Source organism: Duganella sp. sic0402 (genome assembly GCF_019219065.1).
In the GTDB taxonomy this organism is placed as follows: Bacteria; Pseudomonadota; Gammaproteobacteria; order Burkholderiales; family Burkholderiaceae_D; genus Rugamonas.
In genome coordinates, this window is the sequence record NZ_JAHUWK010000001.1 from 1,132,570 (window position 1) to 1,159,184 (window position 26,615).

Annotated in this window: 26 protein-coding genes; 15 read left to right on the forward strand and 11 right to left on the reverse strand. The window is 61.2% G+C overall.

All coding sequences use genetic code 11. The features are described 5' to 3' along the window. Entirely contained in the window at positions 1-879 is an 879-nt protein-coding gene (locus KW842_RS04875; protein WP_218302926.1) for an alpha/beta fold hydrolase, read from the reverse strand. 115 nt (positions 880-994) lie between these two features. On the opposite strand from KW842_RS04875, the gene KW842_RS04880 reads away from it, so the two are divergent. The 4 genes from KW842_RS04880 to KW842_RS04895 all read left to right on the forward strand — a co-directional run bounded on the left by KW842_RS04880 (position 995) and on the right by KW842_RS04895 (position 6,333). Then, the gene (locus KW842_RS04880; protein ID WP_218302927.1) at positions 995-1,789 is read left to right on the forward strand and encodes a 3-hydroxybutyrate dehydrogenase; all 795 of its coding nucleotides are present in this window, start codon (positions 995-997) and stop codon (positions 1,787-1,789) included. Positions 1,790-1,882: 93 nt separating this feature from the next. Further along, positions 1,883-3,226, forward strand: coding sequence for a dicarboxylate/amino acid:cation symporter (locus KW842_RS04885; protein ID WP_373925128.1), 1,344 nt, complete (start codon positions 1,883-1,885; stop codon positions 3,224-3,226). A gap of 177 nt (positions 3,227-3,403) precedes the next feature. After that, positions 3,404-4,432 (forward strand): HAF repeat-containing protein, encoded by a 1,029-nt coding sequence (locus KW842_RS04890; RefSeq protein WP_218302929.1) that lies wholly within the window; start codon positions 3,404-3,406, stop codon positions 4,430-4,432. Positions 4,433-4,500: 68 nt separating this feature from the next. Beyond that, positions 4,501-6,333 carry a hypothetical protein gene (locus tag KW842_RS04895; RefSeq protein WP_218302930.1) on the forward strand — a complete coding sequence of 611 codons (1,833 nt, stop codon included), beginning with the start codon at positions 4,501-4,503 and terminating at the stop codon, positions 6,331-6,333. 19 nt (positions 6,334-6,352) lie between these two features. Here KW842_RS04895 and KW842_RS04900 read toward each other — a convergent pair whose 3' ends face one another. Continuing rightward, positions 6,353-7,003: a CoA transferase subunit B gene (locus KW842_RS04900; protein ID WP_218302931.1), complete on the reverse strand. Its 651-nt coding sequence runs from the start codon at positions 7,001-7,003 to the stop codon at positions 6,353-6,355. Positions 7,004-7,023: 20 nt separating this feature from the next. Then, a complete protein-coding gene (locus KW842_RS04905; protein ID WP_218302932.1) occupies positions 7,024-7,725 on the reverse strand; it encodes a CoA transferase subunit A in 702 nt (233 codons plus the stop codon). A 122-nt stretch (positions 7,726-7,847) separates the two neighbouring features. Here KW842_RS04905 and KW842_RS04910 point away from each other — a divergent pair, with 122 nt between their 5' ends. After that, on the forward strand, positions 7,848-8,408 hold the full coding sequence (locus KW842_RS04910; protein ID WP_218302933.1) for a PAS and helix-turn-helix domain-containing protein: 561 nt from the start codon (positions 7,848-7,850) through the stop codon (positions 8,406-8,408). A gap of 6 nt (positions 8,409-8,414) precedes the next feature. Here the strand turns inward: KW842_RS04910 and KW842_RS04915 are convergent, their stop codons facing one another. Further along, a complete protein-coding gene (locus KW842_RS04915) occupies positions 8,415-9,191 on the reverse strand; it encodes an SDR family oxidoreductase (protein ID WP_218302934.1) in 777 nt (258 codons plus the stop codon). 181 nt (positions 9,192-9,372) lie between these two features. On the opposite strand from KW842_RS04915, the gene KW842_RS04920 reads away from it, so the two are divergent. The 4 genes from KW842_RS04920 to KW842_RS04935 all read left to right on the forward strand — a co-directional run bounded on the left by KW842_RS04920 (position 9,373) and on the right by KW842_RS04935 (position 14,038). Then, positions 9,373-11,049: an electron transfer flavoprotein-ubiquinone oxidoreductase gene (locus KW842_RS04920; RefSeq protein ID WP_218302935.1), complete on the forward strand. Its 1,677-nt coding sequence runs from the start codon at positions 9,373-9,375 to the stop codon at positions 11,047-11,049. A 245-nt stretch (positions 11,050-11,294) separates the two neighbouring features. Beyond that, a complete protein-coding gene (locus KW842_RS04925) occupies positions 11,295-12,191 on the forward strand; it encodes a flagellin (RefSeq protein ID WP_218302936.1) in 897 nt (298 codons plus the stop codon). Between the two features lie 105 nt (positions 12,192-12,296). Further along, on the forward strand, positions 12,297-13,244 hold the full coding sequence (locus KW842_RS04930) for a hypothetical protein (protein ID WP_218302937.1): 948 nt from the start codon (positions 12,297-12,299) through the stop codon (positions 13,242-13,244). A 23-nt stretch (positions 13,245-13,267) separates the two neighbouring features. Beyond that, positions 13,268-14,038 carry a class I SAM-dependent methyltransferase gene (locus KW842_RS04935; protein WP_218302938.1) on the forward strand — a complete coding sequence of 257 codons (771 nt, stop codon included), beginning with the start codon at positions 13,268-13,270 and terminating at the stop codon, positions 14,036-14,038. Here the strand turns inward: KW842_RS04935 and KW842_RS04940 are convergent. Genes KW842_RS04940 through KW842_RS04970 form a run of 7 tightly spaced genes read right to left on the reverse strand, consistent with a single transcriptional unit; the run spans position 14,035 to position 20,384 of the window. Further along, positions 14,035-16,122 (reverse strand): flagellar biosynthesis protein FlhA, encoded by a 2,088-nt coding sequence (locus tag KW842_RS04940; protein ID WP_218302939.1) that lies wholly within the window; start codon positions 16,120-16,122, stop codon positions 14,035-14,037. The genes KW842_RS04935 and KW842_RS04940 overlap by 4 nt on opposite strands. Continuing rightward, positions 16,119-17,261: a flagellar biosynthesis protein FlhB gene (locus KW842_RS04945; RefSeq protein WP_218302940.1), complete on the reverse strand. Its 1,143-nt coding sequence runs from the start codon at positions 17,259-17,261 to the stop codon at positions 16,119-16,121. Before KW842_RS04945 ends, KW842_RS04940 begins: the two co-directional genes overlap by 4 nt. After that, complete coding sequence (locus tag KW842_RS04950) at positions 17,254-18,045, reverse strand: flagellar biosynthetic protein FliR (protein ID WP_218302941.1); 792 nt, start codon at positions 18,043-18,045, stop codon at positions 17,254-17,256. Before KW842_RS04950 ends, KW842_RS04945 begins: the two co-directional genes overlap by 8 nt. An 18-nt stretch (positions 18,046-18,063) precedes the next feature. After that, positions 18,064-18,336: a flagellar biosynthesis protein FliQ gene (gene fliQ / locus KW842_RS04955; RefSeq protein WP_090179020.1), complete on the reverse strand. Its 273-nt coding sequence runs from the start codon at positions 18,334-18,336 to the stop codon at positions 18,064-18,066. Positions 18,337-18,349: 13 nt separating this feature from the next. Then, positions 18,350-19,123, reverse strand: coding sequence for a flagellar type III secretion system pore protein FliP (fliP, locus tag KW842_RS04960; RefSeq protein WP_218302942.1), 774 nt, complete (start codon positions 19,121-19,123; stop codon positions 18,350-18,352). After that, on the reverse strand, positions 19,120-19,491 hold the full coding sequence (locus tag KW842_RS04965) for a FliM/FliN family flagellar motor switch protein (protein ID WP_218303112.1): 372 nt from the start codon (positions 19,489-19,491) through the stop codon (positions 19,120-19,122). Before KW842_RS04965 ends, fliP begins: the two co-directional genes overlap by 4 nt. Positions 19,492-19,493: 2 nt before the next feature. Continuing rightward, positions 19,494-20,384 carry a FliM/FliN family flagellar motor switch protein gene (locus KW842_RS04970; RefSeq protein ID WP_218302943.1) on the reverse strand — a complete coding sequence of 297 codons (891 nt, stop codon included), beginning with the start codon at positions 20,382-20,384 and terminating at the stop codon, positions 19,494-19,496. A gap of 599 nt (positions 20,385-20,983) precedes the next feature. Here KW842_RS04970 and KW842_RS04975 point away from each other — a divergent pair. Genes KW842_RS04975 through fliJ form a run of 6 tightly spaced genes read left to right on the forward strand, consistent with a single transcriptional unit; the run spans position 20,984 to position 26,594 of the window. Next, positions 20,984-21,334, forward strand: a complete 351-nt coding sequence (locus KW842_RS04975; RefSeq protein ID WP_218302944.1) for a flagellar hook-basal body complex protein FliE — start codon at positions 20,984-20,986, stop codon at positions 21,332-21,334. A gap of 21 nt (positions 21,335-21,355) precedes the next feature. After that, on the forward strand, positions 21,356-23,119 hold the full coding sequence (fliF, locus tag KW842_RS04980; RefSeq protein WP_218302945.1) for a flagellar basal-body MS-ring/collar protein FliF: 1,764 nt from the start codon (positions 21,356-21,358) through the stop codon (positions 23,117-23,119). Further along, a complete protein-coding gene (locus KW842_RS04985) occupies positions 23,103-24,143 on the forward strand; it encodes a flagellar motor switch protein FliG (RefSeq protein ID WP_218302946.1) in 1,041 nt (346 codons plus the stop codon). Before fliF ends, KW842_RS04985 begins: the two co-directional genes overlap by 17 nt. After that, the gene (fliH, locus tag KW842_RS04990) at positions 24,140-24,856 is read left to right on the forward strand and encodes a flagellar assembly protein FliH (protein WP_218302947.1); all 717 of its coding nucleotides are present in this window, start codon (positions 24,140-24,142) and stop codon (positions 24,854-24,856) included. Before KW842_RS04985 ends, fliH begins: the two co-directional genes overlap by 4 nt. Then, entirely contained in the window at positions 24,853-26,166 is a 1,314-nt protein-coding gene (fliI, locus tag KW842_RS04995; protein ID WP_218302948.1) for a flagellar protein export ATPase FliI, read from the forward strand. Before fliH ends, fliI begins: the two co-directional genes overlap by 4 nt. Then, positions 26,163-26,594, forward strand: a complete 432-nt coding sequence (gene fliJ / locus KW842_RS05000) for a flagellar export protein FliJ (protein ID WP_218302949.1) — start codon at positions 26,163-26,165, stop codon at positions 26,592-26,594. The genes fliI and fliJ overlap by 4 nt, the downstream gene beginning before the upstream one ends. The last annotated feature ends 21 nt before the right edge of the window (positions 26,595-26,615 follow it).

A 26,615-nucleotide genomic window follows, 5' to 3' on the forward strand; every position in this document is an offset into this window, starting at 1 on the left:
TTAACCTAACAGGAATTGCTTTGCTATGTGAATCTGATCGTCGTGGATGAAGGTCGGCGCGTGGCCGACGTTGGGTATCTCCACCAGTTGCGCTTTCGGGCCGCGCTCGCTCATCTGTTTGGCCGTCTCCGCCGACAACAGGTCGGAGTCGGCGCCGCGCACCAGCAGCGTCGGACAGGTGATCGCGTCGTAGGCGGCCCACAGCATGGCCTGGTCGGCCTCGGCCCGCTCCGGCGTGGCGGCGCGGAACGGCTGAGCCAGCCCCATATCGTAATGGCGCACCCACTTGCCGTCTTTGTCCTGGCGCAAAACATCGCTGGCCAGTTTGTGCCATTCCGCTTCGCTATGCTCGCCGAACGACTGCGACACGGCGCGCACGAATGCGGCGCCTTCGTCAAAACTATCAAAGCGCAGGTCCTGGCCGATGTAGTCGCCGATGCGCTGCATCGCCATCGGCGCCAGCACCGGGCCGATATCGTTCAGGATCAGTTTGCGGATCGGATTGCCCGGCAGCGAAGCCAGGCCCATACCGATCAGGCCGCCCATTGAGGTGCCGAACCAGTCGACACTCTGCCTTTCGCCGTCTGGCAGCACGCGCGCCAGCAGGGTTACGATATCGCTGACATACTGCGGGATGATGTATAGCTGCGGGTTCATCAGCCAATCGGAGCGGCCGCGGCCGACGATATCCGGTGCGATCACGCGGTAGTCGCTGGCCAGCGCACGCGCCATGTAGTCGAAGTCGTCGCCGACGCGGGTCACGCCATGTACGCACAGCAGCACCCTGGGATTGCTCTCGTCGCCCCACTCTTTATAGGACATGCGATGCAAGCCCGCCAGCGACAGGCATTGAACAGACTTTATTTTGGCTTCGGGCATGCGACTTCCTTGATGTTCAGAAATACCATTTTACCGCGTTGTGGTTAAAATCCCATTAAAGTGTAGCGCAGCGCGACCTCAATCATCAACTATCACCAACCCTGTAGAGGACAGTATGGCAAACAAGACTTTAAGCGGTAAAACCGCGTTGGTTACCGGTTCGACTTCCGGCATCGGTTTGGGCATTGCCCGCTCGCTGGCGGCAGAAGGCGCGAATGTGCTGTTGAACGGTTTTGGCGATGCCAGGGAGATCGAGCAATTGCAGGCCGATCTGGCCAAGGAATTCGGCGTGCAGGTCGCCTATCACAACGCCGATATGACCAAGCCGGCGCAAATCGAAGCGATGATCAGCTTCGCTGGCGAGAAATTCGGCGGCGTCGATGTGCTGGTGAATAACGCCGGCATCCAGTTTGTCGCCAATGTGGAAGATTTCCCGGCCGAGAAATGGGATGCCATCATCGCCATCAACCTGACCTCGGCCTTCCACACCTCGCGCCTGGTGCTGCCGCGCATGCGCGCCAATAACTGGGGCCGCATCATCAATCTGGCCTCGACCCACGGCCTGGTGGCGTCGGCCGGCAAGTCGGCCTATGTGGCCGCCAAGCACGGCCTGCTCGGCCTGACCAAGGCCAATGCACTGGAAACCGCCACCACCGGCGTCACCGTCAACGCCATCTGCCCCGGCTTCGTGCTGACGCCGCTGGTGCAGAAGCAGGTGGACGACCGCGCCGCCAAGGACGGCATCAGCAACGAGCAGGCCAAAAAAGCGCTGCTGGCCGACAAACAGCCGTCCGGCGAGTTCGTCACGCCGGAAGAACTGGGCGCGCTGGCGGTGTTCCTGTGCTCGGACGCGGCCAAGCAGGTGCGCGGCGTGGCGTGGAATATGGACGGCGGCTGGGTCGCACAATAAGCGGCACTAAGTAGTATCCCTTACCTCCGGCAGATATCACTGGCGCGAATTTGCGGTTTTCCACAATAGTGATATCTGCCGCGCTGGGCCATCATGCACTCCTCACACGAACCACGAGGAGACACCGTGAAAAAACCATTCTATAAAGTCCTGTACATACAGGTACTCTTCGCCATTGTCTGCGGCGTGCTGCTGGGCGTTTACCTGCCTTCCGACGCGGTCGCCATGAAACCGCTGGGCGACGGCTTCATCAAACTGATCAAAATGATCATCGCACCAGTGATCTTCTGCACCGTCGTGTCCGGCATTGCCGGTATGCAAGACGTGAAAAAAATCGGCCGCGTTGGCGGCAAGGCGCTGATCTACTTCGAGGTGGTATCGACCTTCGCGCTGGCCATCGGCCTGATCGTCGCCAATGTGCTGAAACCTGGCGCCGGCTTCAACGCCGACCCTGCGCACCTGGACACCAAGTCGATCGCGCAGTACACCCACGCGGAAGGCCTGACCACCACCGACTTCCTGATGAACATCATCCCGAAAACCTTCGTGGATGCATTCGCCAAGGGCGACATCCTGCAAGTGCTGCTGATCGCCATCCTGTTCGGCTTCTCGCTGTCGCTGCTGGGTGAGCGCGGCCGTCCGATCACCAAGTTCATCGACGAAATCTCGCACGTCATCTTTGGCGTGGTGAACATCATCATGAAAGCCGCTCCGATCGGCGCCTTCGGTGCGATGGCCTTCACCATCGGCAAATACGGCCTGGCGTCGCTGATCCCGCTGGCTAAACTGATGGGTTCGTTCTACCTGACCTGCTTCCTGTTCGTGTTTATCGTGCTGGGCATGATCGCCAAGTACACCGGCTTCTCGATCTTCAAGTTCATCAAATACATCAAGGAAGAACTGCTGATCGTGCTGGGCACCAGCTCGTCGGAATCGGCACTGCCTTCGCTGATGACCAAGCTGGAACGCCTGGGCTGCTCCAAGCCTGTGGTCGGCCTGGTGGTCCCAACCGGCTACTCGTTCAATCTGGACGGCACCAACATCTACATGACCATGGCCGCACTGTTCGTTGCCCAGGCAACCAACACCGAGCTGACCCTGTGGCAGGAACTGACCATTCTGGGCGTGGCGATGCTGACCTCCAAAGGCGCGTCGGGCATCACCGGCGCCGGCTTCATCACCCTGGCGGCAACGCTGGCTGTGGTGCCAACCATTCCAGTGGCCGGCATGGCGCTGATCCTGGGCATCGACCGCTTCATGAGCGAATGCCGCGCGCTGACCAACTTCGTCGGCAACGGCGTGGCCACGGTCGTCGTCTCCAGCTGGGAAAAAGAACTGGACCGCGACAAGCTGAATGCGGAACTGAACAATCCTGGTTCAACCGTCACCGCAGCTGAGCTGGAACCGATGGACCCAGCCGCCGCAGCCGCCCGCTAAACCGCAGCGGCTCCGACAGAAGCCCCGCGCAGCGATGCCGGGGCTTTTTTGTTCTTGTTTGTTCATAAGCGGACAGCAGCAGCGTTCATTTCCGCACACTTGCCGGCGATTCAGGCGCACCATGCCGATGGCACGGGACTTGCACTTCTTCTTGTATTTTTAAAATAAGGGGACAGCATGGCGGATCTGACATTGGGCGCGCGCGGCGATGAAGAGAGTATCGCCGTCGACATCAACGCACGCGGCCAGATGGCCGGCGTCATCCTCGAAGACAGCGGCCGCCAGCGCGCCGTGCTGTACGACCAGCGCTCCATTGAGCTGGGCACGCTGGGCGGCAGCGACAGCTACACCAAAGACCTCAACAACCATGGCGACGTGACCGGCTCGGCGCAAAACGCCGCTGGCTACTGGCGTGCCTTCGTGGTGGAGCGCGGCGGCGCCATGCGCGACCTCGGCACGCTAGGCGGCAACAGCAGCTACGGCGCCGCCATCAACGACCATGGCCAACTGGCCGGCTATGCCGACACCAGCGACGGCTACTACCGCGCCTTCAGCAGCGACGGCCGGCACGCGCCGCTTGACCTCGGCACGCTGGGCGGCAAGATCAGCTACGCGGCCGGCATCAACAACCGCGGCGACATCGTCGGCACCGCAGCCCTGCCCGATGGATACCGCCACGCCTTTCTGACGCTGGCGGGCGGGAATATGCAGGACCTGGGCACGCTGGGCGGCCGTATCAGCAGCGCCAGCGCGGTCAACGATCACGGCGTGGTGGTGGGCGCATCAGAAACCGCCGGGCGGCGCTGGCATGCGTTTGTGTGGGAGCGCGGCCGCATGACTGACCTGGGCGCGCTGATCGGCTACGGCGACAGCTTTGCCACGGCGGTCAACAACGCCGGCCATGTGGCCGGCAGCATCCGCGTCGGCGATGAGCGCCGCTCCTTTGTCTACCGCGACCGCAAGATGACCGTGCATCCCGGCGGCTATGGCCTGTACCTGGTGAACGCTATCAATAATCAGGAACTCGTGATCGGCGCGCGCTACGCCGGCAAGAAATTTTCCGCGTCAACCATGATTTCCAGCCAGCCGGCCGTGGTCACGCACGGCGGCCAGGATCTGCTGGCTGCCGCCGCAGTCGTCATCCTCGCTGCCACCGTTGCGGTATTGTATCGGCGCCGCTATCGCGGCATCGCAATCGCAGCGTGACATCTGGAGAGATTTTAGAAGATTACAAGGAATACTATAGCAATAGTCATTAGCCAATAGAAATTAGCATGCGCAATTTAAGTGAATTCATCAACGCGGTGATCGCTGGTTCTTACCAGACTGGCGGCCACGATGTGGAGTATCAGGAGACGTTTGCCGATGAAGGTGGACGCAAAGTTCAGTACATTATTGACGACCTTGATTTCCGAACGAAACAAGGAATACTCGCGCCGGAGAACCTTGCCTACTTCTGCATAGGCGGAGCGGACGGATCAGAGGTTGAGCATGTGCTGAACAACACCGGAATTTCACGCGCCGTCATGATTGAGTACAGCGATAGTGGCGCGAGCAAAGCGCGCGAACGCGCGGCATCCCTGGCACAGTGCGGCAAAGAGTTCGTTGTCATCCAAGGTGACTTCACCATGCGCTTTAACGATGCACTGGAGTTGCTCGAAAAATGGTTTAAAGAAAGCAAAATCGATGGCCTGGTGTGCTCGGCACAAGGCGTGTTACACGAACTGCCCATGCGTAGCCCGAACTACAAATTGACCGATTTCATCGGCAAACTGTTCCGTAACGATGGCTGGAAGGTGTGCGCATTCTACGCCAGGGAGCCGTCGGTCCCGCGCGGCTGGAGCGAGGAGGTCCGGATTCGCATAAAAGGCTTGTCATCGCAAGACCTGGCAAGAATGGCCAGTCACGTCAGAGACAGGCTGAGCATGAAAGGGCAAGTCGAAGCGCTGGCCGGAAACTGGGTAAGCTTGCCAGCGATTCTGGCGATTGAAACGCTGCACAAGCTGATCCGCGAAAACTCCCCAAAACGCACTGAATATGAACTGGGCGAACAACTGACCAGTTTCGATCCCCTGGCAATCAAGAAAGAGTTATGTTCCTTAATGGACGGTATGCGTGTAACTGTTCATACCATCACCACCAACGGCTTCAGACAGGCCATGCACGATTATCAGGTGGAGTATCTTAGCAGCACGTCCGAGCAATTGCCGATGCCCATGACGCATGCAGAAATTATCGGGTTCCTCTGCACTACGCCACCGATCCGCGCAGGGGTATCTGGCGCCGTTGCTGCCGACCAGCCGGCTTCTGCTGCACCATCGTTACCGCCATTACTCTTGGATGGCGCCATCAGTGACACCGCCATCCAGGATTGGCTGAACCAATTTGAAGATACTGAACGCGAACTAGTGTTTCGGCTGCTCCAGGCTTTTCAATACATCAGCTTTAGCCGCATGCAGGTAATGGCGGTTGAGCTGTATGAGCTGCTGAAAAAAGAACTGGGCGCTGCGATTGATAACGCGTGGTTTGTTCCCGTCGGGGGGGCCGGTAAGTCAGGCGGCCTGGTGGCTTATATATTCAGAAACCGCAATCGCATCTCAGCCGATCGTTTTCTTACATACGACAGCATCAAAGAATTTGTAAGTGACGGCGATCCCGTGATCATGCTGGACGATTTACTCGCCAGCGGCCATCAATGCGTAGAAGAATGGCAAGCACTGCAAGACAAGGCAGGTGCGCTACCACCAGGCTGTCCGAGCATCTGGGCAACGCTGGTCAGTTGCGAACCTGGTCGCGACTATATTCAGGAACGGACCATCCTGAAGTCGCTGGCCCCATTGGAACTGACCCGTAGAGACCAGCCATTGTCATCCGAGTCCACACTAATACCTGACTACGAAGACCGCGAACGGGTGCGTCAGATAATGATGCGATACGGTGACAAGCTGGGCGTTCCGCATGCCTTGGGCTATGCAGGTTCGGCACTGCTGCTGGCATTTGAGCACAGCACTCCCGATAACAGCCTACCGGTTTTCTGGGCAAAAAACCCGACCTGGAAGCCACTTTTAGCAAAAGGCACGCCGCCGAGAGGCAAGCCGCCCGCCTAAGCGAGCGGCATAGCAGCAACTACAATGCCGACAAGTCCAGTTTGACGCCGGTGGCGGCCTGGATCTGGTCCTTGCTGACACCCGGCGCCAGTTCGGTCACCTTCAGGCCGGCGCCGCTCACTTCCATCACGCCGAGGTCGGTGATGACCAGATCCACCACGCCCACGCCGGTCAGCGGCAGATCGCATTTCGGCAGCAGCTTGTGCGAGGTCGAGCCGTCCTTGGCAGTGGCCACGTGTTCCATCAGCACCACCACTTTCTTGACGCCGGCCACCAGGTCCATCGCGCCGCCCATGCCCTTCACCATTTTGCCGGGGATCATCCAGTTGGCCAGGTCGCCCTGCTCCGACACCTGCATCGCGCCGAGGATGGCCAGGTTGATCTTGCCACCACGGATCATGCCAAACGAATCCGCCGAACTGAAGTAGGCCGCGCCCGGCAGCGCCGTCACGGTCTGCTTGCCGGCGTTGATCAGGTCAGCGTCGATCTCCTCTTCGGTCGGGAACGGGCCGATGCCCAGCAAGCCATTCTCCGATTGCAGGAACACTTCTATGCCTTGCGGCACGTAGTTGGCCACCAGCGTCGGCAAGCCGATGCCGAGGTTGACGTAGTAGCCGTCCTGCAGCTCTTTTGCCGCGCGCGCGGCCATTTCATCACGAGTCCATGCCATATTCAGTATCTCCGTATGCTTTAGTTGGCGGCGCGGATGGTGCGCTGCTCGATGCGTTTTTCCGGCGTGGCGTTGACCACGATGCGATGCACGAAGATGCTCGGCAGGTGCACCTGGTCCGGATCGATCTCGCCGGTCTCGACCAGCTGTTCGACTTCGACGATACAGATCTTGCCGGCCATGGCGGCGTTCGGATTGAAATTGCGCGCGGTCTTGCGGAACACCAGATTGCCGGCCTTGTCGGCCTTCCACGCCTTGACCAGCGCCACATCGGCCACCAGGCTGCGCTCCATCACGTATTGCTCGCCATCGAACTCGCGGATTTCCTTGCCGTCCGCGACGATGGTGCCAACGCCAGTCTTGGTGAAGAAGGCCGGAATGCCAGCGCCGCCGGCGCGCAGTTTTTCCGCCAGCGTGCCCTGCGGCGTGAATTCCAGTTCCAGTTCGCCGGCCAGGTACTGGCGGGCGAACTCCTTGTTCTCGCCAACGTAAGAGGCAATCATCTTTTTGATCTGGCGGGTTTCCAGCAATTGGCCGAGGCCGAAGCCGTCGACGCCGGCGTTGTTGGAGATGGCAGTCAGGCCGGTGACGCCGGAATCGCGCAGCGCGCCGATCAGCGCCTCGGGGATGCCGCACAGGCCAAAGCCGCCTACAGCAATGGTCTGGCCGTTTTGCACGACGTCGGCCAGGGCGGTGGTGGCGTCCGGATAAATCTTGTTCATGGATGTCCCTTTATGAATTATGTTGCGTGTGCATAGCCAACGTTGTTAAATACGTAGCCATGCGGCGATCCAGCATAGAATACGCGCAGCAAAAGTTCAATACCGTAGAAATACCTGCACTCATGCACGCTCAGCCGATTATTGATTACGAATCGATTTTCCTCCATGCACCAGTTGGCATGTGCATCTCGGAAAACCGCACCATCCAGACTTGCAATGAGGCGCTGGCGGCCATGTTCGGCTACAGCCGCGCGCAGCTGGACGGCCTGTCCTTCCAGGCGCTCTACCCAACGATGGATGAGTTCCTGCGCACCGGCGACCGCATCATTCCCATCATGAACGCCAAGGGCCGCTATTCCGATGAACGCATCATGCGCCGCGCCGATGGCGAGCTGTTCTGGTGCCATGTGACCGGCCACGCCATGCAATCCAGCCTGCCGCTTGGTCCAGGTATCTGGACCTTTGAAGATGTCAGCGAAAAGCGCCCGGTGACCGCCGAGCTGACGCCGCGCGAGCGCGAAATCGCCGCGCTGCTGGTCGAAGGCAAGACCAGCAAAAGCATCGCGCGCCAGGTCGACCTCAGCCCGCGCACGGTGGAAATGCACCGCGCCCGGCTGATGCGCAAATTCTCCGCCGCCACCTCGTCCGAGCTGGTGCACAAGCTGGTCGGCGCGCAGCTCTAGCCGGCGCTACATCGCGGTCATGCCATCATCGGCCGAGATGATGGCGCCATTGATGAAGTTCGAATCCTCGCCGGCCAGCAGCAGCAGCAGGCCATCCAGGTCTTCCGGCTTGCCGGGACGCTTGCGCGGCAGCATCTGGATCAGCTTCTGGCCCTGCTCAGTGCCGAAGTAGTCCTCGTTGATCTCGGTCGAGATATAGCCGGGGCAAATCGCGTTGGTGTTGATGCCGTACTTGCCCCACTCCACCGCCATCGCCTTGGTCATCTGCACCACGCCGGCCTTGCTCATGCAGTACACGCCAATCTGCGGCAGCACACGCAAGCCGGCCACCGACGCGATATTGATAATCCGGTGCTGCTTGCCCGGATCACCCTTGGCGCGCGCGATCATGCGCTTGGCGCTTTCCTGCGCGACAAAAAAAGCACCGCGCAGATTGGTGTCCATCACGAAGTTATAGTCTTCCGGCGTCACATCGACCAGCCGCTGGGTGGTCGACACGCCGGAGTTGTTGACCAGGATGTCGATCGGCCCGGCCTCGGTCTCCGCGTGGGCAATCGCCGACTTGATGCTGGCGTAGTCGGTCACGTCCAGGCTGACCACATGCGCCGCGCCGCCGTCGGCCTCGATCTCGGCACGCAGCTCCTTCAGGCGCTCGCTGCGGCGCGACGCCAGCACCACTTGCGCGCCGGCCTGCGCCAGCACCTTGGCAAACCGCGCGCCGAGGCCGCTGGAAGCGCCGGTGACCAGCGCGATCTTTCCTTCAAAATTGACTTCTATGCCCACGGATTGCTCCCTGTGTTACGGATTGAGGTGTCTAAACATAATGATTACACAAATCTCCAGTATTAGATTGCGGTGTCTAATAATGTCGAAGACAATGGCGCCACAATTGCATTCCAGACGAAAAAGAAGCACACTCGTGCTAAAATTTTCTCATTCACCAAAATCACTATAACAATAGACCATGACACAGCCTCAAAATCTAGTAGAACAGTACGGCCCGCGCGATGCGATGGAGTATGACGTCGTCATCGTCGGCGGCGGCCCGGCAGGCTTGTCGGCAGCCATCAAGATCAAGCAGCTGGCGGCGGAAAAAGGCCAGGAAGTGTCGGTTGTCGTGCTGGAAAAAGGCGGCGAACTCGGTGCGCATATCCTGTCCGGCGCCGTGATGGACCCGCAGGCGCTGACCGAACTGATCCCTGACTGGAAAGAAAAAGGCGCGCCGCTGAACACCCCGGTCACCGAAGACCGTGTGCTGTTCCTGACCGAAACCGGCGCCATCAAAACCCCTAACCTGCTGCTGCCGAAGTGCTTCGAAAACCACGGCAACTACGTGATCTCGCTGGGCAATGTGGTGCGCTGGCTGGGCCAGCAAGCCGAAGCGCTGGGCGTGGAAATCTTCCCTGGCTTCGCCGCAGCGGAAATTCTCTACACCGACGACGGCCAGGTCAAAGGCGTTGCTACCGGCAATATGGGCGTCAAGCGCGACGGCGAAGCCGGTCCGGAATTCCAGCTGGGCATGGAATTGCACGGCAAATACACGCTGTTCGCCGAAGGCGCGCGCGGCCACCTCGGCAAGCAACTGATGGCCAAGTTCGACCTGAACAAGGGCAAGGACCCGCAATCCTACGGCATCGGTATTAAAGAGCTGTGGGAAATCGATCCTGCCAAGCACCAGCCCGGCCTGGTGATCCACACCACCGGCTGGCCGCTGGACAGCAAAACCTACGGCGGCTCCTTCCTGTACCACCTGGAAAACAACCAGGTGATGGTCGGCTATGTGGTGGGCCTGAATTACGAAAATCCGTATCTCTCGCCTTATGAGGAATTCCAGCGCTACAAGACCCACCCGGAAATCCGTCAATTCCTGGAAGGCGGCAAGCGCATTTCCTACGGCGCGCGCGCGATCACCGCTGGCGGCTTGCAATCGCTGCCGAAGCTGGTATTCCCGGGCGGCGCGCTGATCGGCTGCGACGCCGGTTTCCTGAACATGAGCCGCATCAAGGGTTCGCACGCCGCGATCAAGTCCGGCATGCTGGCTGCCGAATCGGCGTTCGAGGCGCTGTCCACCGGCCGCCAGGGCGATGAGCTGGCCTCCTACCCTGTCGCGTTCGAGCAGTCGTGGCTGCACGAGGAACTGCATGTGGCGCGCAACGTCAAGCCATGGCTGAACAAGGGCCTGTACCTGGGCTCGCTGATGGTCGGCATCGACCAGATCGTGTTCCGTGGCAAAGCGCCGTGGACACTGCGCCATTCGCATGCCGATCACGAGTGCCTGAAGCCGGCCTCGCAGTTCGCGCCGATTAATTACCCTAAACCGGATGGCAAGCTGACCTTCGACCGCCTGTCGTCGGTATTCATCTCGAATACCAACCACGCGGAAGACCAGCCTATCCACCTGACCTTGAAGAATCCGAGCGTGCCGGTGGATGTCAACCTGGCGCAGTACGCCGGCCCGGAAGCACGCTACTGTCCGGCCGGCGTGTATGAATTCGTCAAGAACGACGACGGCGCCGACCGCCTGCAGATCAACGCACAGAACTGTGTGCACTGCAAGACCTGCGATATCAAGGACCCGACCCAGAATATCGTCTGGGTCACGCCGGAAGGTGGCGGCGGGCCGAATTACCCAAACATGTAATTAAAGCAACAACCAAGACAGCGCGGCCCGCCAGCCGCGCTGTTTTTATTTGATCCCCGGCAGTAATCGGCTCATAATCAGCAGGCGGGAAACGTCGGTAAACTGCGGCTTCCAGGGATAAATGAAAATATTTTGAGAAATTTCCTTAAAGCATTTAATGTCCTTCCAGATACGGTCGTCTTGTACTTGGGAGAGCGAAATAGATTCGTTGCTCCGAACTGAATCCACCTACCAGGAGTTATTTCATGCTGAGCCTTCACACCAATTCCGCGGCCCTTTCCGCACAAAGCTCGATCTCGCGCACCCAGTCGAATCTGTCGACCTCGCAAACCCGCCTGAGCACCGGCTATCGTGTTAATTCGGCAATGGACGACGCTGCAGGCCTGCAGATCGCAACCCGCCTGAAAGCACAAACCAGCGGCATGGCCATGGCGATGCGCAACACCCAGAACTCGATCTCGATGCTGCAAACCGGCGAAGGCGCACTGGACGAAACCACCACCATCCTGGTCCGCATGAAGGATCTGGCGACCCAGTCGGCTGACGCATCGTCGACCGATGATGACCGTGTCGCAATGCAAGCTGAATTCGACGCACTGTCGAACGAACTGAGCAACATCGTCGGCAACACCTCGTTCGGCGGCACCGCGCTGTTCAAGGACACCGACGGTACTTTCACCGCAGCCCTGAACTTCCAGATCGGTGCTGGCACGGAAGAAAAAATGAGTGTCGACCTGAGCACCTCGGTGTCGGACATGAATGACAAGATCGTGTTGGCAGCCACCAAGTTCGTATCGACCGGCGCCGCCGGCGACGCGGGCGTAGTTGCTGGCGGCGCTGCTGGCACCGAAATCGATAAAGACACCGCCAACGCCACCATCGACCTTCTGAAAGACGCGATTGACGCCGTCGGCACCCTGCGCTCGGCACTGGGCGCGGTTGCAAACCGCCTGGACCACGTCTACAACAACTTGCAAAACATCTCCAGCAACACCACTGCCGCTACCGGCCGTATCATGGACACCGACTTCGCTGCTGAGTCGTCGAACATGACTTCGTCGCAGATGCTGCTGCAAGCTGGCACCGCGATGCTGAAGCAGTCGAACAGCACCTCGTCGCTGGTTATGTCCCTGCTGCAGTAATCGTAGTAAGATCCGGATATGCCAGCATATCCGGATGCTACCAAGGGCCAACCGGAGATTTTCGGTTGGCTTTTTTTCTATTCGTAACGTGAGAAAGCGAGTCTGATGGCTGTAGATCGTATCGGAGCGGCACCACGCGCACTGAGCGTCCCGGACCGGCCGCTGGCGCAGCCAGGCCAGGTCACGCGCGTGCCCGGCAGCGAAGGCTCGCTTGATATCGATTTCCCGGTCGGCCCGCTCGCCCCTGGAGGCGCCAACGGCACCGGCGGCCCGAATGCGGTCGGCGCCATCCTCGACGGCCCCGACGCCCGCCAATTGCCGCCCGGCGCGGCCGAAGCACTGGCCAGCGCACTGGCCGACGTGCCGGACGGCGCCGATCCGGCCGCCATGCGTCCCAACCAGGTATTCCTGTCGCGTCAGCTGGTCTGGCAGCCCCCCGACACCAATCTGATGGCCGCTTCCTGGCAGGTGATGATACGCACCTACGCAGAACAGCGCGCCGCCTGGCTGGAACAGGCAAGCGGCCGGCACCTGCCATCGAGCCTGTTCATGGCCGATCACACGCCGCGCGACAGCCGTCCCGGCATGCCGCTGGTAACCGAAATGGAACCATGGCGCTTTGCCGTGTTCGCCTGGGGCGCTGAGCGCCTGGTGCTGAGGGTGGTGGTCAAGGATGATGAAGAATATGAACGCAATCGCCGTCGCCGTTCGCGCGTAGCGCTGCGGCTGGAGCTGATGCTGCCCGGCATAGGCCGGGTGGTGATTCAGATGGAACCGGCCAGCAGCAATGGCGTGGTAATGGAAATCGGCGCGACGCAAACTGCGGCGATGCAGCACATGCGCGACCTCCTGCCGCAACTGGCGGCCGTGGTCAGCCGTTCCGGCCTGACGATATTGCGCTTCCGCCTGCGCCGCGAGCTGCCGGCCCCGGCGGGCGAACACAGCCATCCGACCCGTCTGCATACCGCCGCGCTGACCTTGGCGCTGTTCAAGGCGATGGCCGAAGTGGCGACACTGCTGTCCCAGCCAGTCCTTGCCGACGAGCTCCAATAAACCCTGCTGCACAGCCTCACAGCATGCCGACCCAACACCAGTCCACACCGGCCAGCGTTGCCTGCCCGGTCTGCGCCGTCGCGACCGTGATCCATGACGTCGTGGATTTCAACAAGAGCTGCGAGGAAGCGCGCCAGCACTTCCTGCCGCTATCGGGGCGGCCGATCTATTACCACCGCTGCACCGGCTGCGGATTCGTGCTGGCGCCGGAATTCAGCAGCTGGAGCGAGCAGGAATTCCAGCAGCATATCTATAACGAGCGCTATATCGAGATCGATCCGGACTACGTCAGCAGGCGGCCATTGGCCAATGCGGAATTCGTGCGCCAGCTGTTTGGCGACAGCCGTCAGTTGATCCGTCATCTGGACTACGGCGGCGGCGCGGGTGTGCTGTCGGAGGCCTTGCGCGGCCAAGGCTGGGACTCGACCAGCTATGATCCGTTCCCGCGCAGCGAGCAGAAAATCGCGGCGCTCGGCAAGTTCAACCTGATCACCGCCTTTGAGGTTTTCGAGCACGTACCGGATGTGACCGAGCTGATGAACAATCTCGGCACGCTGATGGAAAACGAGTGCATGGTGATCTTCTCGACCCTGCTATCGGACGGGCATATCCAGCCCAACACCCGCCTGACCTGGTGGTATGCCTCGCCACGCAACGGCCACATCAGTCTGTTCTCCAACAGAAGCTTGGTGCTGCTGGCCGAACAGCGCGGCCTGCAATTCGGCAGCTTCAACGGCGGCACCCACTGCCTGTTCAACCGCCTGCCCGCCTGGGCGCAAAAGCTGCACGGCTAGCCGACGGTGCCGATGATGCTGACTTCGCGGTTTTCCGGGATTTCGTTGTAGGAGAGGACGTGCAGGCCGGGGGCGAACAGGCGCGCGTAACGCGCCAGCAGCGGCCGGATCTGCGGCAGCACCAGCAGCAACGGCGGCGTCGCCTGCTGTTTCATCTGCTCGCGCGCTACTGGCATGTTGACCTGCAATTGCGACAGCAGGTGCGGGTCGATCGGGTAGTTGTCCAGCACGACTTTGCCGCTCTGGCGCGCCTGGTTCAGGGAACCCAGCAGCATATTCTCCAGGTCGCCGCCCAGATTGAACGCCTGCATTTCGGTTTTCTGGCCGAACAGCGCGGTGACGATCTGGCGCCGTAACGCGCAGCGCACTTCCGCCGCCAGCAGGATCGGGTCTTTGGTGGTTTCCGAGCTGTCCACCAGCGTGGTGGCGATCGGCACGATGTCTTTCAGTGATACATTTTCCGCCAGCAGCACGCGGAACACGCGCAGCAGCTGGGTGTGGGTCAGCGACTTGTCCAGCGCCGCCGCCAGCTTGGGCGCGATCGCGGTCAGGCGCTCCAACAGCGCCGGCACGTCTTCATGGCGGAACAGTTCCGGCAGGTATTCGCGGATCAGCTTGGACAAGTGGGTGGCGATCGCGCTCGGCGTCTCCACCACCTGGTAGCCCAGCCCCAGCGCATTGGCTTTCTCGCTGGTTTCGATCCAGGTCACCGGCATGCCATAGGCCGGTTCGATGCCGGGGATGCCGTCGATCTGGCCATACACATTCGGCGACGGGATCGCCATCAGGCGGTCGGCAAACACTTCCGCCTGCGACACCACGCTGCCCGACAGGATCACCGAATACTGTGTCGGTTTCAGGCCCAGGTCGTCACGCACGGTGATGCTCGGCAGCAGCAGTCCCATCGCTTCGGAGATGCTCTGGCGCACGCCCTTGACGCGCTTGGTCAGCGGCTCGCCATGCGCCTTGTCGATCAAGGTCACCAGCTTGTAGCCGACCGCCACTTGCAGCGGCTGCACCGCTGGCAGGCTGTGCCAGTCGAGATCCGGCTGGCGGTCGTCGCGCAGCGCGGCTTCAATCGCATCGGTGTTGCTGATGTCGGGCTTCTGCACCCGGTTCAATAGCTTCCAGCCGACATAGGCCAGCACCAGTGCGAACGGCGCGAACATCTGCCATGGCATGCCCGGCACCATGGCCAGGATCATCATCATGCCGGCCGCGCTGAACATCACTTGCGGCGAGGTCAGCACCTGGCTGCCCACCTGCTGCTCGAAGTCGCCCGAGTCCGAGATACGGGTCACCAGGATCGCGGCCGCAGCCGACAGCAGCAGCGCCGGGATCTGCGCCACCAGGCCGTCACCGATGGTCAGCAATGCGTATTGCTTGAAGGCGTCGCCGAACGACATGTCCTGCATCAGCGCGCCAATCGCCACGCCGCCGACCATATTGATGATCAGAATCAGGATCGACGCCACGGCGTCGCCGCGCACGAATTTCGACGCACCGTCCATGGCGCCGTAGAAGTCGGCTTCCGAGGCCACTTCCATACGGCGCAGCTGGGCTTTTTCCTGGTTGATCAGGCCGGCATTCAGGTCGGCGTCAATCGCCATCTGCTTGCCTGGCAAGGCGTCCAGCGTAAAGCGCGCCGACACCTCGGAAATCCGCTCCGCGCCTTTAGTCACCACCATGAAGTTGATGATCATCAGGATCACGAACACCACGATACCGACCACGTAGTTACCACCGACCACCACATTGCCGAAGGCCTCGATCACATGACCGGCCGCGGCCGTGCCCTCATGGCCGTGCAGCAGCACCACCCGCGTCGACGCGACGTTCAGCGTCAGCCGCAGCATGGTGGTGGCCAGGATCACTGTCGGGAACACCGAGAAGTCCAGCGGCCGCTTGGCCGAGACCGACACCAGGATGACGATCAGCGCCACCACGATATTGAACGTGAACATCACGTCCAGCAATATCGGCGGCAACGGCAGGATGATCATCGCCAGGATGATCAGCAGGAATGCCGGCGTGGCAAACTTGTGGCGACGTGCCTCTGCAATCAGCGTCTTGAGAAAATTCACTGCTTAACCTCGCTCATGGATGTGGGCACAACAACTTCATGTTCATTTGGACGCAGCGGCTCGGCGTTGCGCCGGCCGGCGCGGAAAGCCTGCAATTGCAGCACATAGTTCAGCACCTGCGACACCGCCTGGTACAGCTGCACCGGGATCTGCTGGTTGACCTGGCTGGTGTTGTAGATGGCCCGCGCCAGCGGCGGCAGTTCCATCACTTCAATCTTGAATTCGGCCGCCAGCATCTTGATGTACAGCGCGATTTCATCCACGCCCTTGGCCACCACATACGGCGCGGCCGCCTTGTCCAGATCGTATTTCAGCGCCACCGCATAGTGCTCCGGGTTGACGATCACCACGTCGGCGGTCGGCACGCTCTTGCGCGCGCTGCGCCGCGCCATGGCGCGCTGCAACTGGCGGATGCGGCCCTTGACTTCGGGCCGGCCCTCGGTGGTCTTGTGTTCTTCCTTCAGGTCCTGCTTGGACATCCGCTGGTTCTTGGCAAAAAACCAGGCCTGCGCCGGCACGTCGATCAGCGCGAAGATGATAAACACCGCCACCAGCGACATCAGGCCGTCCAGCATCAGGTTCGAACCGGACAGCAGCGCCTGCCCCAGCGGCATCATCTGCAGCTGGGTGTAGTCCGGCACCATGCTGCGCGCCACATGGATCAGCACGGCGATCAGCACGCCCGCCTTGCCGATCGAGATCAGCAGCTCAAACGCGTGCTTGCCGCTGAACAGCCGGCCGATATTGGCGACCGGACTCATACGCGACAGCTTGGGCTCCCAGTTCTTCATCGAGATCACCCAGCCGCCTGGCACCATCGCGCCCAGCACGATAAACAGCGGCACCACGAACAGCGGCAGCAGCATCTTGATCAGCAGCCACATCGAACTGCTGAACACATTCGACATGGCGTTATCGATCGCGCCTTCACTGTCCAGCGGCGCAAAGCTCTGGTGGAACACCTCATTCATTTCCGTCATATACGCCGGCAGCATGTAGACAAACAGCTTCAGGCTGACCAGGATGCCGATCGCGGTCGACAGGTCGCGCGAGCGGACCACCTGCCCTTCCTGGCGGGATTTCTTCAGCTTCTGCTGTGAAGCCTTTTCTGTTTTATCGCCAGTGCTGTCGTCAGCCATGCGCCACCTGCATTTGCTGACGTATCATCTCCAGCACCATATTGGTCATGCGGACATAATGTTCGGGGATGAAACGCACCACCTGGGCCAGCATCATCAGGCCAAAGATGGTAATCACGGAAAAGCCCAGCGCGAACAGGTTCAGGCTGGGCGCCACACGGTTCAGGAAGCCGAAGCCGATCTGCACCACCATGGTTGAAAACACCACCGGCAGCGCCAGCAGCATCGCCGCCGAGAAGATCCAGGCGACGTTGTAGGCCACCGCCTCCAGCAGGTGGTTGCCGAAGCCCTGCCCCAGCGGCCAGGCCTTGAAGCTCTGGCCGATGACGTTGGCGATCACCAGGTGGCCGTCGATGGCGAAGAACACGATGATGGCCAGCGTCGACAGCAGCGCCGAGGTGACGTCCGACGACTGGCCGTTGAGCGGGTCGTTCATCACCGCCATCGACAGGCCCATCTGCGACGACACCATGAAGCCGAGCACGCCGATCACCGACATCGCAAAGTGGAACGCCAGTCCCAGCACGAAGCCGATCAGCGCCTGCTCGATGGTGGCCACCACGCCGTGCAGCGAAAACGGATTGATCGCCGCCGGCCCCCAGTCCATGCCGCTGGTCAGCGGCAGCATCAGGATCGCCAGCACCAGCGCGATCAGGATGCGGATGGTGGTCGGCGTGACCGCCTCGCCCAGCACCGGCGCACCGATAAACATCGCCAGGATGCGGCAGAACGGCCACCAGATGGCGGTCAGCAGCGGCAGCAACTGGGAGAGTATCGGTTCCATGGGGGCAGACGCGGCTGGCTAGCCGACCAGGGTGGCGGCGCGGGTAAAGATGGACACGCAGAAATCCATCAGGTAGGTCGACATCCAGCGCCCGGCCAGGATGACAGCCAGCAGCGTCACCAGCAGCCTGGGTAGAAAGCTCAGCGTCTGCTCGTTGATCTGGGTGGCGGCCTGGAACAGCGCCACCAGCAGGCCGACGATCAGGCCGGGCACCACCAGCACCACCACCAGCAGCATGACGATGTGCAGCGACTCGACCACCAGATCGACGGCTATTTCAGGAGTCAACATAAGGCTCGCCTCTTCAGTACGCCTGTATGCTCGTCACGAGCGTGTTCACGGTCAGCGTCCAGCCGTCGACCAGCACGAATAGCAGCAGCTTGAACGGCAGCGAAATCACCAGCGGCGACAGCATCATCATACCCATCGCCATCAGCACCGACGACACCACCAGGTCAATCACCAGGAAGGGGATGAACAGCATGCAGCCGATCTGGAACGCAGTCTTCAGCTCGGACAGCACAAACGCCGCCAGCTTGACGGTGAACGCGTGCTGGGTCGGATCGGTGATCTTGTCCTCGCCGGCCAGGTGGGCGATCTGCTGCAGCGCGGCCTTGCTGGTTTGCGCCAGCATGAAACGCGACACCGGCTTCTCGGCGATCTGCAAGGCAGTTTCCAGGCCGATCTTGTCCTGGTCGTAGGGGACGAAGGCTTGCGTCCAGATCTCATTGCCGATCGGCCGCATCACCAGCAGCGTCAGGATCAGCGCCACCCCGGTGATGACACGATTGGGCAAACCCTGCTGCAAGCCGAGCGCCTGGCGCAGCAGCGACAGCACGATCACAAAACGGGTAAAGCTGGTCATCATCATGACCATCACCGGGAGCAAGCCCAGCAAGGTCATGATGATCAGGATCTGCATCTTGACCGTCAGTTCGGTCTTGGCTCCCGGCACCACATTGGCCAGCAAATCGACAGCCTGGGCCGGCATGCTGGTCAGGCCCAGGCCCAGCAAGGCGGCCAGCGGCGCGAGCGCCAGCAGGCGCCGCCGCCAGTGCGCGTTCATGCTCCAGGTCATGGAGTCATCATGTCCAGATTCAGGCCGTCCAGGTCGATCACTTTGAGACCATAGTTCTCGCCCGCCACCACCACTTCGGCGCGGCCGATGGCGGTGCCGTTAACCTTGATCACCAGCGGCTCGCCGGCCAGCACATCCAGTTCCACCACGCTGTCGGCGCCGATGTTCATCAGCTCTTCCAGCGAAATGCGGGCCGAACCAACTTCCAGCGTCAGCGTCACCGGGATCTTGCGCATCATGGCGGGCAGGTCGCGGCGTGGCGCAACGGCTGGCAGGTCGGTCAGCTCGGCGCCTGGCTGATCGATGATCATCTCTTCCGACAGGTCTTCCAGCAGGGCGTCGCTAGGATTGGCTACGTTCATGTTCATCATTATTCTGCATCTTCAAAAGAGGTTAAACAGAGTTTGCCTTTGTGCTCGGTGACGGCCGCCGTGAACAGGCGCGAATCTTCGAGCAGGACGTCCGCCCTGGCCAGGCTGACCGGGATCACGTCGCCAACCTGTAAATCGTACAAGCTGCCCAGCGACACTTCCTTGCTGGCCAGGCGGCCAATCAGGCCCACTTGCAGGCGCTGCGCCAGTGGCGCGGCGGCCTTGGATTTCTTGCCGCTGTCGCGGTCGCGCAGCAGGCCGCGCAGCACGCTGGCCATCAGTTGCTTGTCGAGCGCAAACCAGTACTGGCCGGTGGCGCCGCTGCTGACATCGGCGACGGTCACGGTGATGATCCAGGTGCCCTTGGGCGGATGCGATCCGGGCGCCGGCTTGAACTCGGCGTCGGCGCTGTCCTGCCCTTCGGCCGGGACCGGCTTGTCAGTGGCGGGAAGATTGAGTTCGATGCGGCCAGCCAGCGTACCAGCCAACTGTTGCCCCAGTACCACAGCCAGCCGTTCTTCGGTGGCAGTCACACGCACCGCATTCTCATCCACCGACGCGGCGGTGTCGGCCTTGGCGTCGGCTTTGGCGCCGCTGCCATAACGGTAATTCAGCACGCTGAGCAGCACTTTGCGTTCCATCGCAAAGGCGATCTGGCCGGCCGGCGCGGCAAAGCTGAGCCAGCGGCTGCGGATCTCCTTGCCTTCCAGGCGGCTGAATGCGACATCCTCCACCTGGAAGCCGCCCCAGTAACGGCGGTTCATATTCAGGCGCATGGACTGCGCCAGATCGTCGCGCAACTGCGCCGCAAAGATATGCAGCAAATGTACCGGACGGCCCAGCAGGCACGGGTCCAGCACTTGATGTTGCGTCTGTTTTGTCGTTGTCATGTATTGGCCATGGCGGTTAATTCTTCCCTACTCCTCCATCATCGCACTATCCAGCTAATAACTGGTTACTTCCGGCGCAATTTTTTCTCAAAGTAGGACGATCTTGGTAGCAGCATACCTGAAAATTCACATTATTGCTAATCAACAATATTTGGCCAAAAAATTTCCTCCAAGACAAATATCGCTTTACAAGAATGTTGCTAGCCGGTAAGCTAACTTCGACTTGTGGGTATATTTCGCTGCTCCGCAACATACATGAACACATGGCGCTTAGTGAATGATTTATAACGAGATTTGCTTCAAGATAACGGTTTTAACCACCGCCTTACGGCGCGATGCGGAGATTTGACATACGACAATTCAGCCACCGCAGCCGCAGCGGCGCCACGGGACCCGAATCCCGCCACGCGTCCGATTTAGTCCGACATCCGTACACTATCTTTCTTACAAGACTGTGACATGCACAACGGATGTGTGGCAGCTTAGCTATAGAACGTCACATAATCTACCAATAGACTTGCTGCTTTTCGGCAATCTCGCTATGGTAGTCATCTGGATTCAAAGCGGTAAAAAAATACCGCAAAAACGGGGGTAGCAAGATGAGCAATGGATTCTCCAGCCTGATACAGGCCGACCTGGCGTCGCTGACCAATGCGGCGCACAACCTGGCGAACAGCAGCACCAATATCGCTGCGGCCAACCAGTTCGCCGGGCAGGACGCGCAGCCCGCCTTCTCGTTTGCCCAGTCGATGCAAAACGCCATCGACAAGGTCAACGGCCAGGATGTCGAGGCCGGCCAGAAGATGGCCGATGTCGATTCCGGCAAAAGCGATGACCTGGTCGGCGCCATGCTGTCCAGCCAGGAAGCCAGCCTGTCCTTCTCGATGTTGATGCAAGTGCGCAACAAAGTCATGGGCGGCCTCGACGAACTGATCAAATTACCGCTGTAAGCCTCCGCGAAAGCAATCAACGTGATTAACACCTTCAAGTCCGCCTTCGACCGCTGGCGCGCGAACCCGTCTGCGCCGTCGTTGTCCCCCGCCCTGCTGAAAACCCTGTATCCGCTGCTGATGCTGGCCATCGGCCTGACCGCGCTGGTGCTGATGTATATGTGGAGCAACCAGTCCAGCTACAAGCCGGTGTTTGGCGCGCGCGAACGCGTTTCGGCGCCGGACATGATGACGGTGCTGGATACCGAACACATCCCTTACCGCATCCACCCGGAAAGCGGCCAGGTGCTGGTGCCGGATTCGATGCTGGGCAAGGTGCGCATGCTGCTGGCCGCCCGCGGCGTTACCGCGCAGCTGCCGGCCGGCCTGGAGCTGATGGATAAAAACGACCCGCTGGGCGTGTCGCAATTCGTGCAGGACGTGCGCTTCCGCCGCGGCCTGGAAGGCGAACTGGCGCAATCGATCATGACACTGGACGCGATCTCGCATGCGCGCGTGCACCTGTCGATCGCCAAGTCGACCTCCTTCGTGTCGTCGGATGGCGAGAAATCCTCGGCCTCGGTGGTAGTGCAGCTGAAACCCGGCGCCACGCTGACGCCGGAAGCCATCGCTGCCGTGGTCAACATGGTGTCTGGCAGCGTCGCCAGCCTGGCGCCAGCCCGTGTCAGCCTGGTGGACCAGGCCGGCAATCTGCTGTCGGCGCACATCGACCTGGCCGACGGCTTTGATACCGGCACCAGCAGCAACGACGCCGCCAAGCGCTACCAGGACCAGGTCAAATCGAACATCAAGGGCATCCTGGGTCCGGTCATCGGCGAAGACAACTACCGCATGTCGGTGGCGGCCGATGTCGATAACGACCGCGTCGAAGAAACCGTGGAAAAATACGGCGCCGATCCGCGCGTGACCAGCGAAGCCATGCGCGAAGAGCAGGACCGCAACCGGCTGGTGATGGGCGTGCCGGGCACGCTGTCCAACCGGCCGCCGCCAGCCAACGCCAACCCGGCCGCCGCTGCCCAGCAGGCCGCCGGCGGCGCCAACGATCCGAACGCGCAGCAGCCGGACGGCAGCGCGCGCAAGAACGCCACCACCCGCCAGTACGCCTACGACCGCAGCATCATCCAGACCAAGCGCAGCCGTGGCCGCCTGGAGAAACTCAGTGTGGCCGTGGTGCTGGCGCAAGCCGCCGCGCCGACCCCGAAAACCGGCTGGAGCGCCGCCGAAATCGCCAATATCGACAAGATCCTGCGCAACGGCCTGGGCATCAACGCCGCGCGCGGCGACCAGCTGGTGGTGTCGGCGATGAACTTCCCGGCCAGGACCGCGCCCGCCGCCTGGTGGGAAGAACGCGACAATATCGTCGACATGAGCAAGTACGCGATCTACGCGATCGCCGCCCTGCTCGGCTACCTGCTGTTGCTGCGCCCGATCATGCGCCTGGTGACCGTGCGCCTCACGCCAGATCCGAAAGAAACGGCACGCGTCGCCGCCGAGCGCCGTGCCGCCGAGCAGGCTGCCGTGGCCGCTGCCAGGGAAGCCAAGGAAGCCGCCGCCAAGGACCAGGCGGCACTGGCCGACGGCGCCGCGCCTGGCCTGGCACTGGGCGGCAGCACTGGCCAGCCAGGCATGCCGGTGGTGCCACTGCTGGAAAACTACGATCTGCCACCGCCGGGCTCGGCTGTAGACGTGATGGTCGATCACCTGAAAGTACTGGCCGCGAAAGAACCGGAACGCGTCGCCGAAGTCGTCAAACAATGGATGCAGAAAAATGGCCGAACTCAATAACATGGATGATGACGGCGGCGAATACGCCATGCCGACCAAGCTGACGCCGGTGGAGCAAGCCGCCATCGTGCTGCTGAGTATCGGCGAGGAGCCGGCCGCCGCCGTGCTGCGCTGCCTGTCGCGCGAGGAATTGCTGGAAGTGACCCAGGTGATGTCGCGCATGAGCGGCATCAAGGTGGAATCGGTCAAGCTCGCCATGCAGAAGTTCTTCGACGACTACCGCGAGCAGTCCGGCGTGCATGGCGCGTCGCGCTCCTACCTGAAGCGCTCGCTCGACCTGGCGCTGGGCGGCGACCTGGCCAACACCGTACTGAACAATATCTACGGCGACGAACTGCGGCCGAAAATGGCGCGCCTGCAGTGGGCCTCGCCGAAATGGCTGGCCGAATACATCTCCAATGAACACGTGCAGATGCAGGCGGTATTCCTGGCCTTCCTGCCCGCCGCGCTGGCCGGCCAGATCATCGACGGCCTGCCGCAGGACACGCGCGACCTGGTGCTGCTGAATCTGGCGCGCATGGAAGAAGTCGATGCCGACCTGCTGCAGGAGCTGGACGAACTGGTCGACCGCTGCCTCAGCTCGTTCGACTCGCAAGGCACCAGCGTGGAAGGCATCCGCCAGACCGCAGAAATTCTGAACCGCCTGCCAAGCAACCGCGCGCAGATGGTGGAGCTGCTGCGCGCCCACGATCCGGACGTGGTATCAAAGATCGAACTGTCGATGTACGACTTCTTCATCCTCGGCAACCAGACCGAACAGGCGATTACCCGCATCCTGGAAGACGTGCCGCTGGAACAATGGGCGATCGCGCTCAAGGGCGCCGATATTTCGGTGCGCGACGCGATCCTGAAAACCATGCCGAAACGCCAGGCGCAGGCCTTCGAGGACATGATGCGCCGCGCCGGTCCGGTACCGATGTCGCGGATCGAACAGACGCGCCAGGAAATCATGGCCTCCGTCAAGGCGCTGGCCGACGCCGGCGAAGTCGAGATTCAACTGTTCGCGGAACAGGTGATTGAATGAAGCAATTCCGTCCTTACCGCTTCCCGCCGCTGGCGCAGTTCACCACCCAGCGTGCTGCTGCTGCGGCCGCGCAGGGCCATGCTCACGGCCATGGCGGCGACGGTGGCGCGCAGTGGGCTGCCTCGGTCAGCGAGGGCTTTGAACAGGGCCAGCGCGACGGCTACGAAATCGGCCTGGCGCGTGGCCAGGAAGACGGCTTTGAAACTGGCCGCCAGTCCGGCCAGGAACAGGGCCGCGAGGAAGGCCGCCACGAAACGCTGGTGGCCTATGACCAGATGGCGCGCCCGGTCGACGCCATGCTGAAAAGCCTGAAAAAACTGCGTTCCGATTACCGCGCCGCGCAGCGCAAGGAAGTGGTCGATCTGGTGGCGAAAGTCGCGCGCCAGGTGATCCGCGCCGAACTGGCCTTGCAGCCGGTGCAGCTGATGGCGCTGGTGGAGGAAACGCTGGCCTCGATGCCGCCTACCCGCGACGAAATCGATGTCTTCCTGAATCCGGAAGAGCTGAAGCGTATTGCCGAGCTGGACCCGAAACGTTCCAAGCGCTGGAATCTGATCCCCGACGCCCGTCTTGAGGTCGGTGAATGCCGTATCAAGGCTGGCGATAATGAAGTCGATGCCGGCTGCCATCAACGTCTTGCGGCGGTCATGGAACAGGTCGATAATCAGCTGCAGATCGCCGACAGCGGCGATGAACCGGAGACCGAAGAGTGATCGCAGATGCCTTACGCAATCTGGAACTGGGTTCGGTACCCATGGCGACCCCTACCGGTCGCCTGGTGGGCGCATCCGGTTTGTTGCTTGAGGCCGTGGGTTGCCCGCTGCATACCGGCCAGCGTTGCCAGATAGAGACAGTCGGCGGCGAATGGCTGGACGCGCAAGTGGTCGGTTTCCGCGAAAAACTGTCGTATCTGATGCCATTTAAAAAAGCCATCGGCCTGACCACCGGCGCGCGCGTGCTGCCCTCCCCTGAAAAAGTCAGCCTGCAAATTGGCTCCGGCTGGCTGGGACGCATGGTCAATGGCTTGGGCGAACCCATCGACGGCCTCGGCAAGCTGAGCGGCGACTTCCCGCTTGAAACCCAGCCGCCGCGCGTCCATCCGCTGCGCAAGAAACCGGTGACCGAGCCGCTGGACGTCGGCGTGCGCGCCATCAACTCCATGCTCACGCTAGGCAAGGGCCAGCGGGTCGGCCTGATGGCCGGTTCCGGCGTCGGCAAATCCGTGCTGCTGGGCCTGATGACGCGCCAGACCGTTGCCGATGTGGTGGTGGTCGGCCTGATCGGCGAACGCTCGCGCGAGGTGCGCGAATTTGTCGATATGTCGCTGGGCAAGGAAGGCTTGCAAAAAGCCGTGCTGGTGATCGCGCCGGCCGACGAAAGCCCGCTGATGCGGGTCATGGCTACCGAACTGTGCCACTCGATCGCCGCGCACTACCGCGATCAGGGCAAGAATGTGCTGCTGCTGGTCGACTCGCTGACCCGCTATGCGATGGCGCTGCGCGAAGTGGCGCTGGCGCTCGGCGAGCCGCCGGCCACCAAGGGCTATCCGCCATCGGTGTTCTCCAATCTGCCGCAGCTGATCGAATCGGCCGGCAATGGCGAAAACCAGACCGGCAGCATGAGCGCCATCTATACCGTGCTGGCCGAAGGCGATGACCAGCAGGACCCGGTGGTCGACACCGCCCGCGCCATCCTCGACGGCCACATCGTGCTGACCCGCGAACTGGCCGAGCGCGGCCACTACCCGGCGATCGATATCGCCGCCTCGATTAGCCGTTGCATGATGCAAGTGATCGACCATGAACACCAGATGGCGGCGCGTGCGCTGAAAGCCAGCATGGCGCGCCACGACCGCGTGCGCGACCTTATCCCGCTCGGCGCCTATGTGCCGGGCGCCGATCCGGTCACCGACAAGGCAGTACAGCTCCACCCCAAGGTTGAAGATTTTCTGTGTCAGGGCACCAAGGAAGAAGCCCCGATCGCCCAGTGCATAGCGCAACTTGAAAAGCTGATGACGACATGAGCCAACAAAAAATCCGTAACCTGACCACGCTGGTGGCCCTGCGCAACACGGAAGTGGAGCGTCTGCAGACCGAGATGGCGGAAAAAACCCATCTGCGTGACCGTTACCAGAAAAATCTGGAACGCCTGACCAGCTTGTACACCAATAGCGGCGCCAGCGGCAACTTGCACCCCGCCCTGGCTGGCAATTGTGGCAATTACAAGCAGGCGGTGATGGTCATGGCCGACAGCCACCGCCTCGACCTGCACATGCACGAGGCCGATATGGCGGTTTCGCAACAGGCGCTGAACGCCGCCTGGGCCCGGCGCGAAGTATTGGGCAAGGTGCTGGACAAGACGCAAAAGGTGGTCAACCGCGAGCAAAACGTCAAGGAGCGCAAGCAGCAGGACGAATTAGCCACCCAATTGTGGCTGCGCGGCCAAAAATAAGCGCAGTTACAAAAAATTGTT

Excerpts from the sequence above, each read along its gene's own strand:
- KW842_RS04985 (WP_218302946.1), top strand. The coding sequence starts at position 23,103 with ATGGCCGAACTCAATAACATGGATGATGACGGCGGCGAATACGCCATG.
- KW842_RS04965 (WP_218303112.1), bottom strand. The coding sequence starts at position 19,491 with ATGAACATGAACGTAGCCAATCCTAGCGACGCCCTGCTGGAAGACCTG.
- KW842_RS04950 (WP_218302941.1), bottom strand. The coding sequence starts at position 18,045 with ATGGAACCGATACTCTCCCAGTTGCTGCCGCTGCTGACCGCCATCTGG.
- KW842_RS04970 (WP_218302943.1), bottom strand. The coding sequence starts at position 20,384 with ATGACAACGACAAAACAGACGCAACATCAAGTGCTGGACCCGTGCCTG.
- KW842_RS04875 (WP_218302926.1), bottom strand. The coding sequence starts at position 879 with ATGCCCGAAGCCAAAATAAAGTCTGTTCAATGCCTGTCGCTGGCGGGC.
- KW842_RS04890 (WP_218302929.1), top strand. The coding sequence starts at position 3,404 with ATGGCGGATCTGACATTGGGCGCGCGCGGCGATGAAGAGAGTATCGCC.
- KW842_RS04885 (WP_373925128.1), top strand. The coding sequence starts at position 1,883 with ATGCACTCCTCACACGAACCACGAGGAGACACCGTGAAAAAACCATTC.
- fliP (WP_218302942.1), bottom strand. The coding sequence starts at position 19,123 with ATGACCTGGAGCATGAACGCGCACTGGCGGCGGCGCCTGCTGGCGCTC.
- KW842_RS04900 (WP_218302931.1), bottom strand. The coding sequence starts at position 7,003 with ATGGCATGGACTCGTGATGAAATGGCCGCGCGCGCGGCAAAAGAGCTG.
- KW842_RS04895 (WP_218302930.1), top strand. The coding sequence starts at position 4,501 with ATGCGCAATTTAAGTGAATTCATCAACGCGGTGATCGCTGGTTCTTAC.
- KW842_RS04920 (WP_218302935.1), top strand. The coding sequence starts at position 9,373 with ATGACACAGCCTCAAAATCTAGTAGAACAGTACGGCCCGCGCGATGCG.
- KW842_RS04925 (WP_218302936.1), top strand. The coding sequence starts at position 11,295 with ATGCTGAGCCTTCACACCAATTCCGCGGCCCTTTCCGCACAAAGCTCG.
- KW842_RS04945 (WP_218302940.1), bottom strand. The coding sequence starts at position 17,261 with ATGGCTGACGACAGCACTGGCGATAAAACAGAAAAGGCTTCACAGCAG.
- fliQ (WP_090179020.1), bottom strand. The coding sequence starts at position 18,336 with ATGTTGACTCCTGAAATAGCCGTCGATCTGGTGGTCGAGTCGCTGCAC.
- fliJ (WP_218302949.1), top strand. The coding sequence starts at position 26,163 with ATGAGCCAACAAAAAATCCGTAACCTGACCACGCTGGTGGCCCTGCGC.
- KW842_RS04930 (WP_218302937.1), top strand. The coding sequence starts at position 12,297 with ATGGCTGTAGATCGTATCGGAGCGGCACCACGCGCACTGAGCGTCCCG.
- KW842_RS04910 (WP_218302933.1), top strand. The coding sequence starts at position 7,848 with ATGCACGCTCAGCCGATTATTGATTACGAATCGATTTTCCTCCATGCA.
- fliH (WP_218302947.1), top strand. The coding sequence starts at position 24,140 with ATGAAGCAATTCCGTCCTTACCGCTTCCCGCCGCTGGCGCAGTTCACC.
- KW842_RS04975 (WP_218302944.1), top strand. The coding sequence starts at position 20,984 with ATGAGCAATGGATTCTCCAGCCTGATACAGGCCGACCTGGCGTCGCTG.
- KW842_RS04905 (WP_218302932.1), bottom strand. The coding sequence starts at position 7,725 with ATGAACAAGATTTATCCGGACGCCACCACCGCCCTGGCCGACGTCGTG.
- KW842_RS04935 (WP_218302938.1), top strand. The coding sequence starts at position 13,268 with ATGCCGACCCAACACCAGTCCACACCGGCCAGCGTTGCCTGCCCGGTC.
- KW842_RS04880 (WP_218302927.1), top strand. The coding sequence starts at position 995 with ATGGCAAACAAGACTTTAAGCGGTAAAACCGCGTTGGTTACCGGTTCG.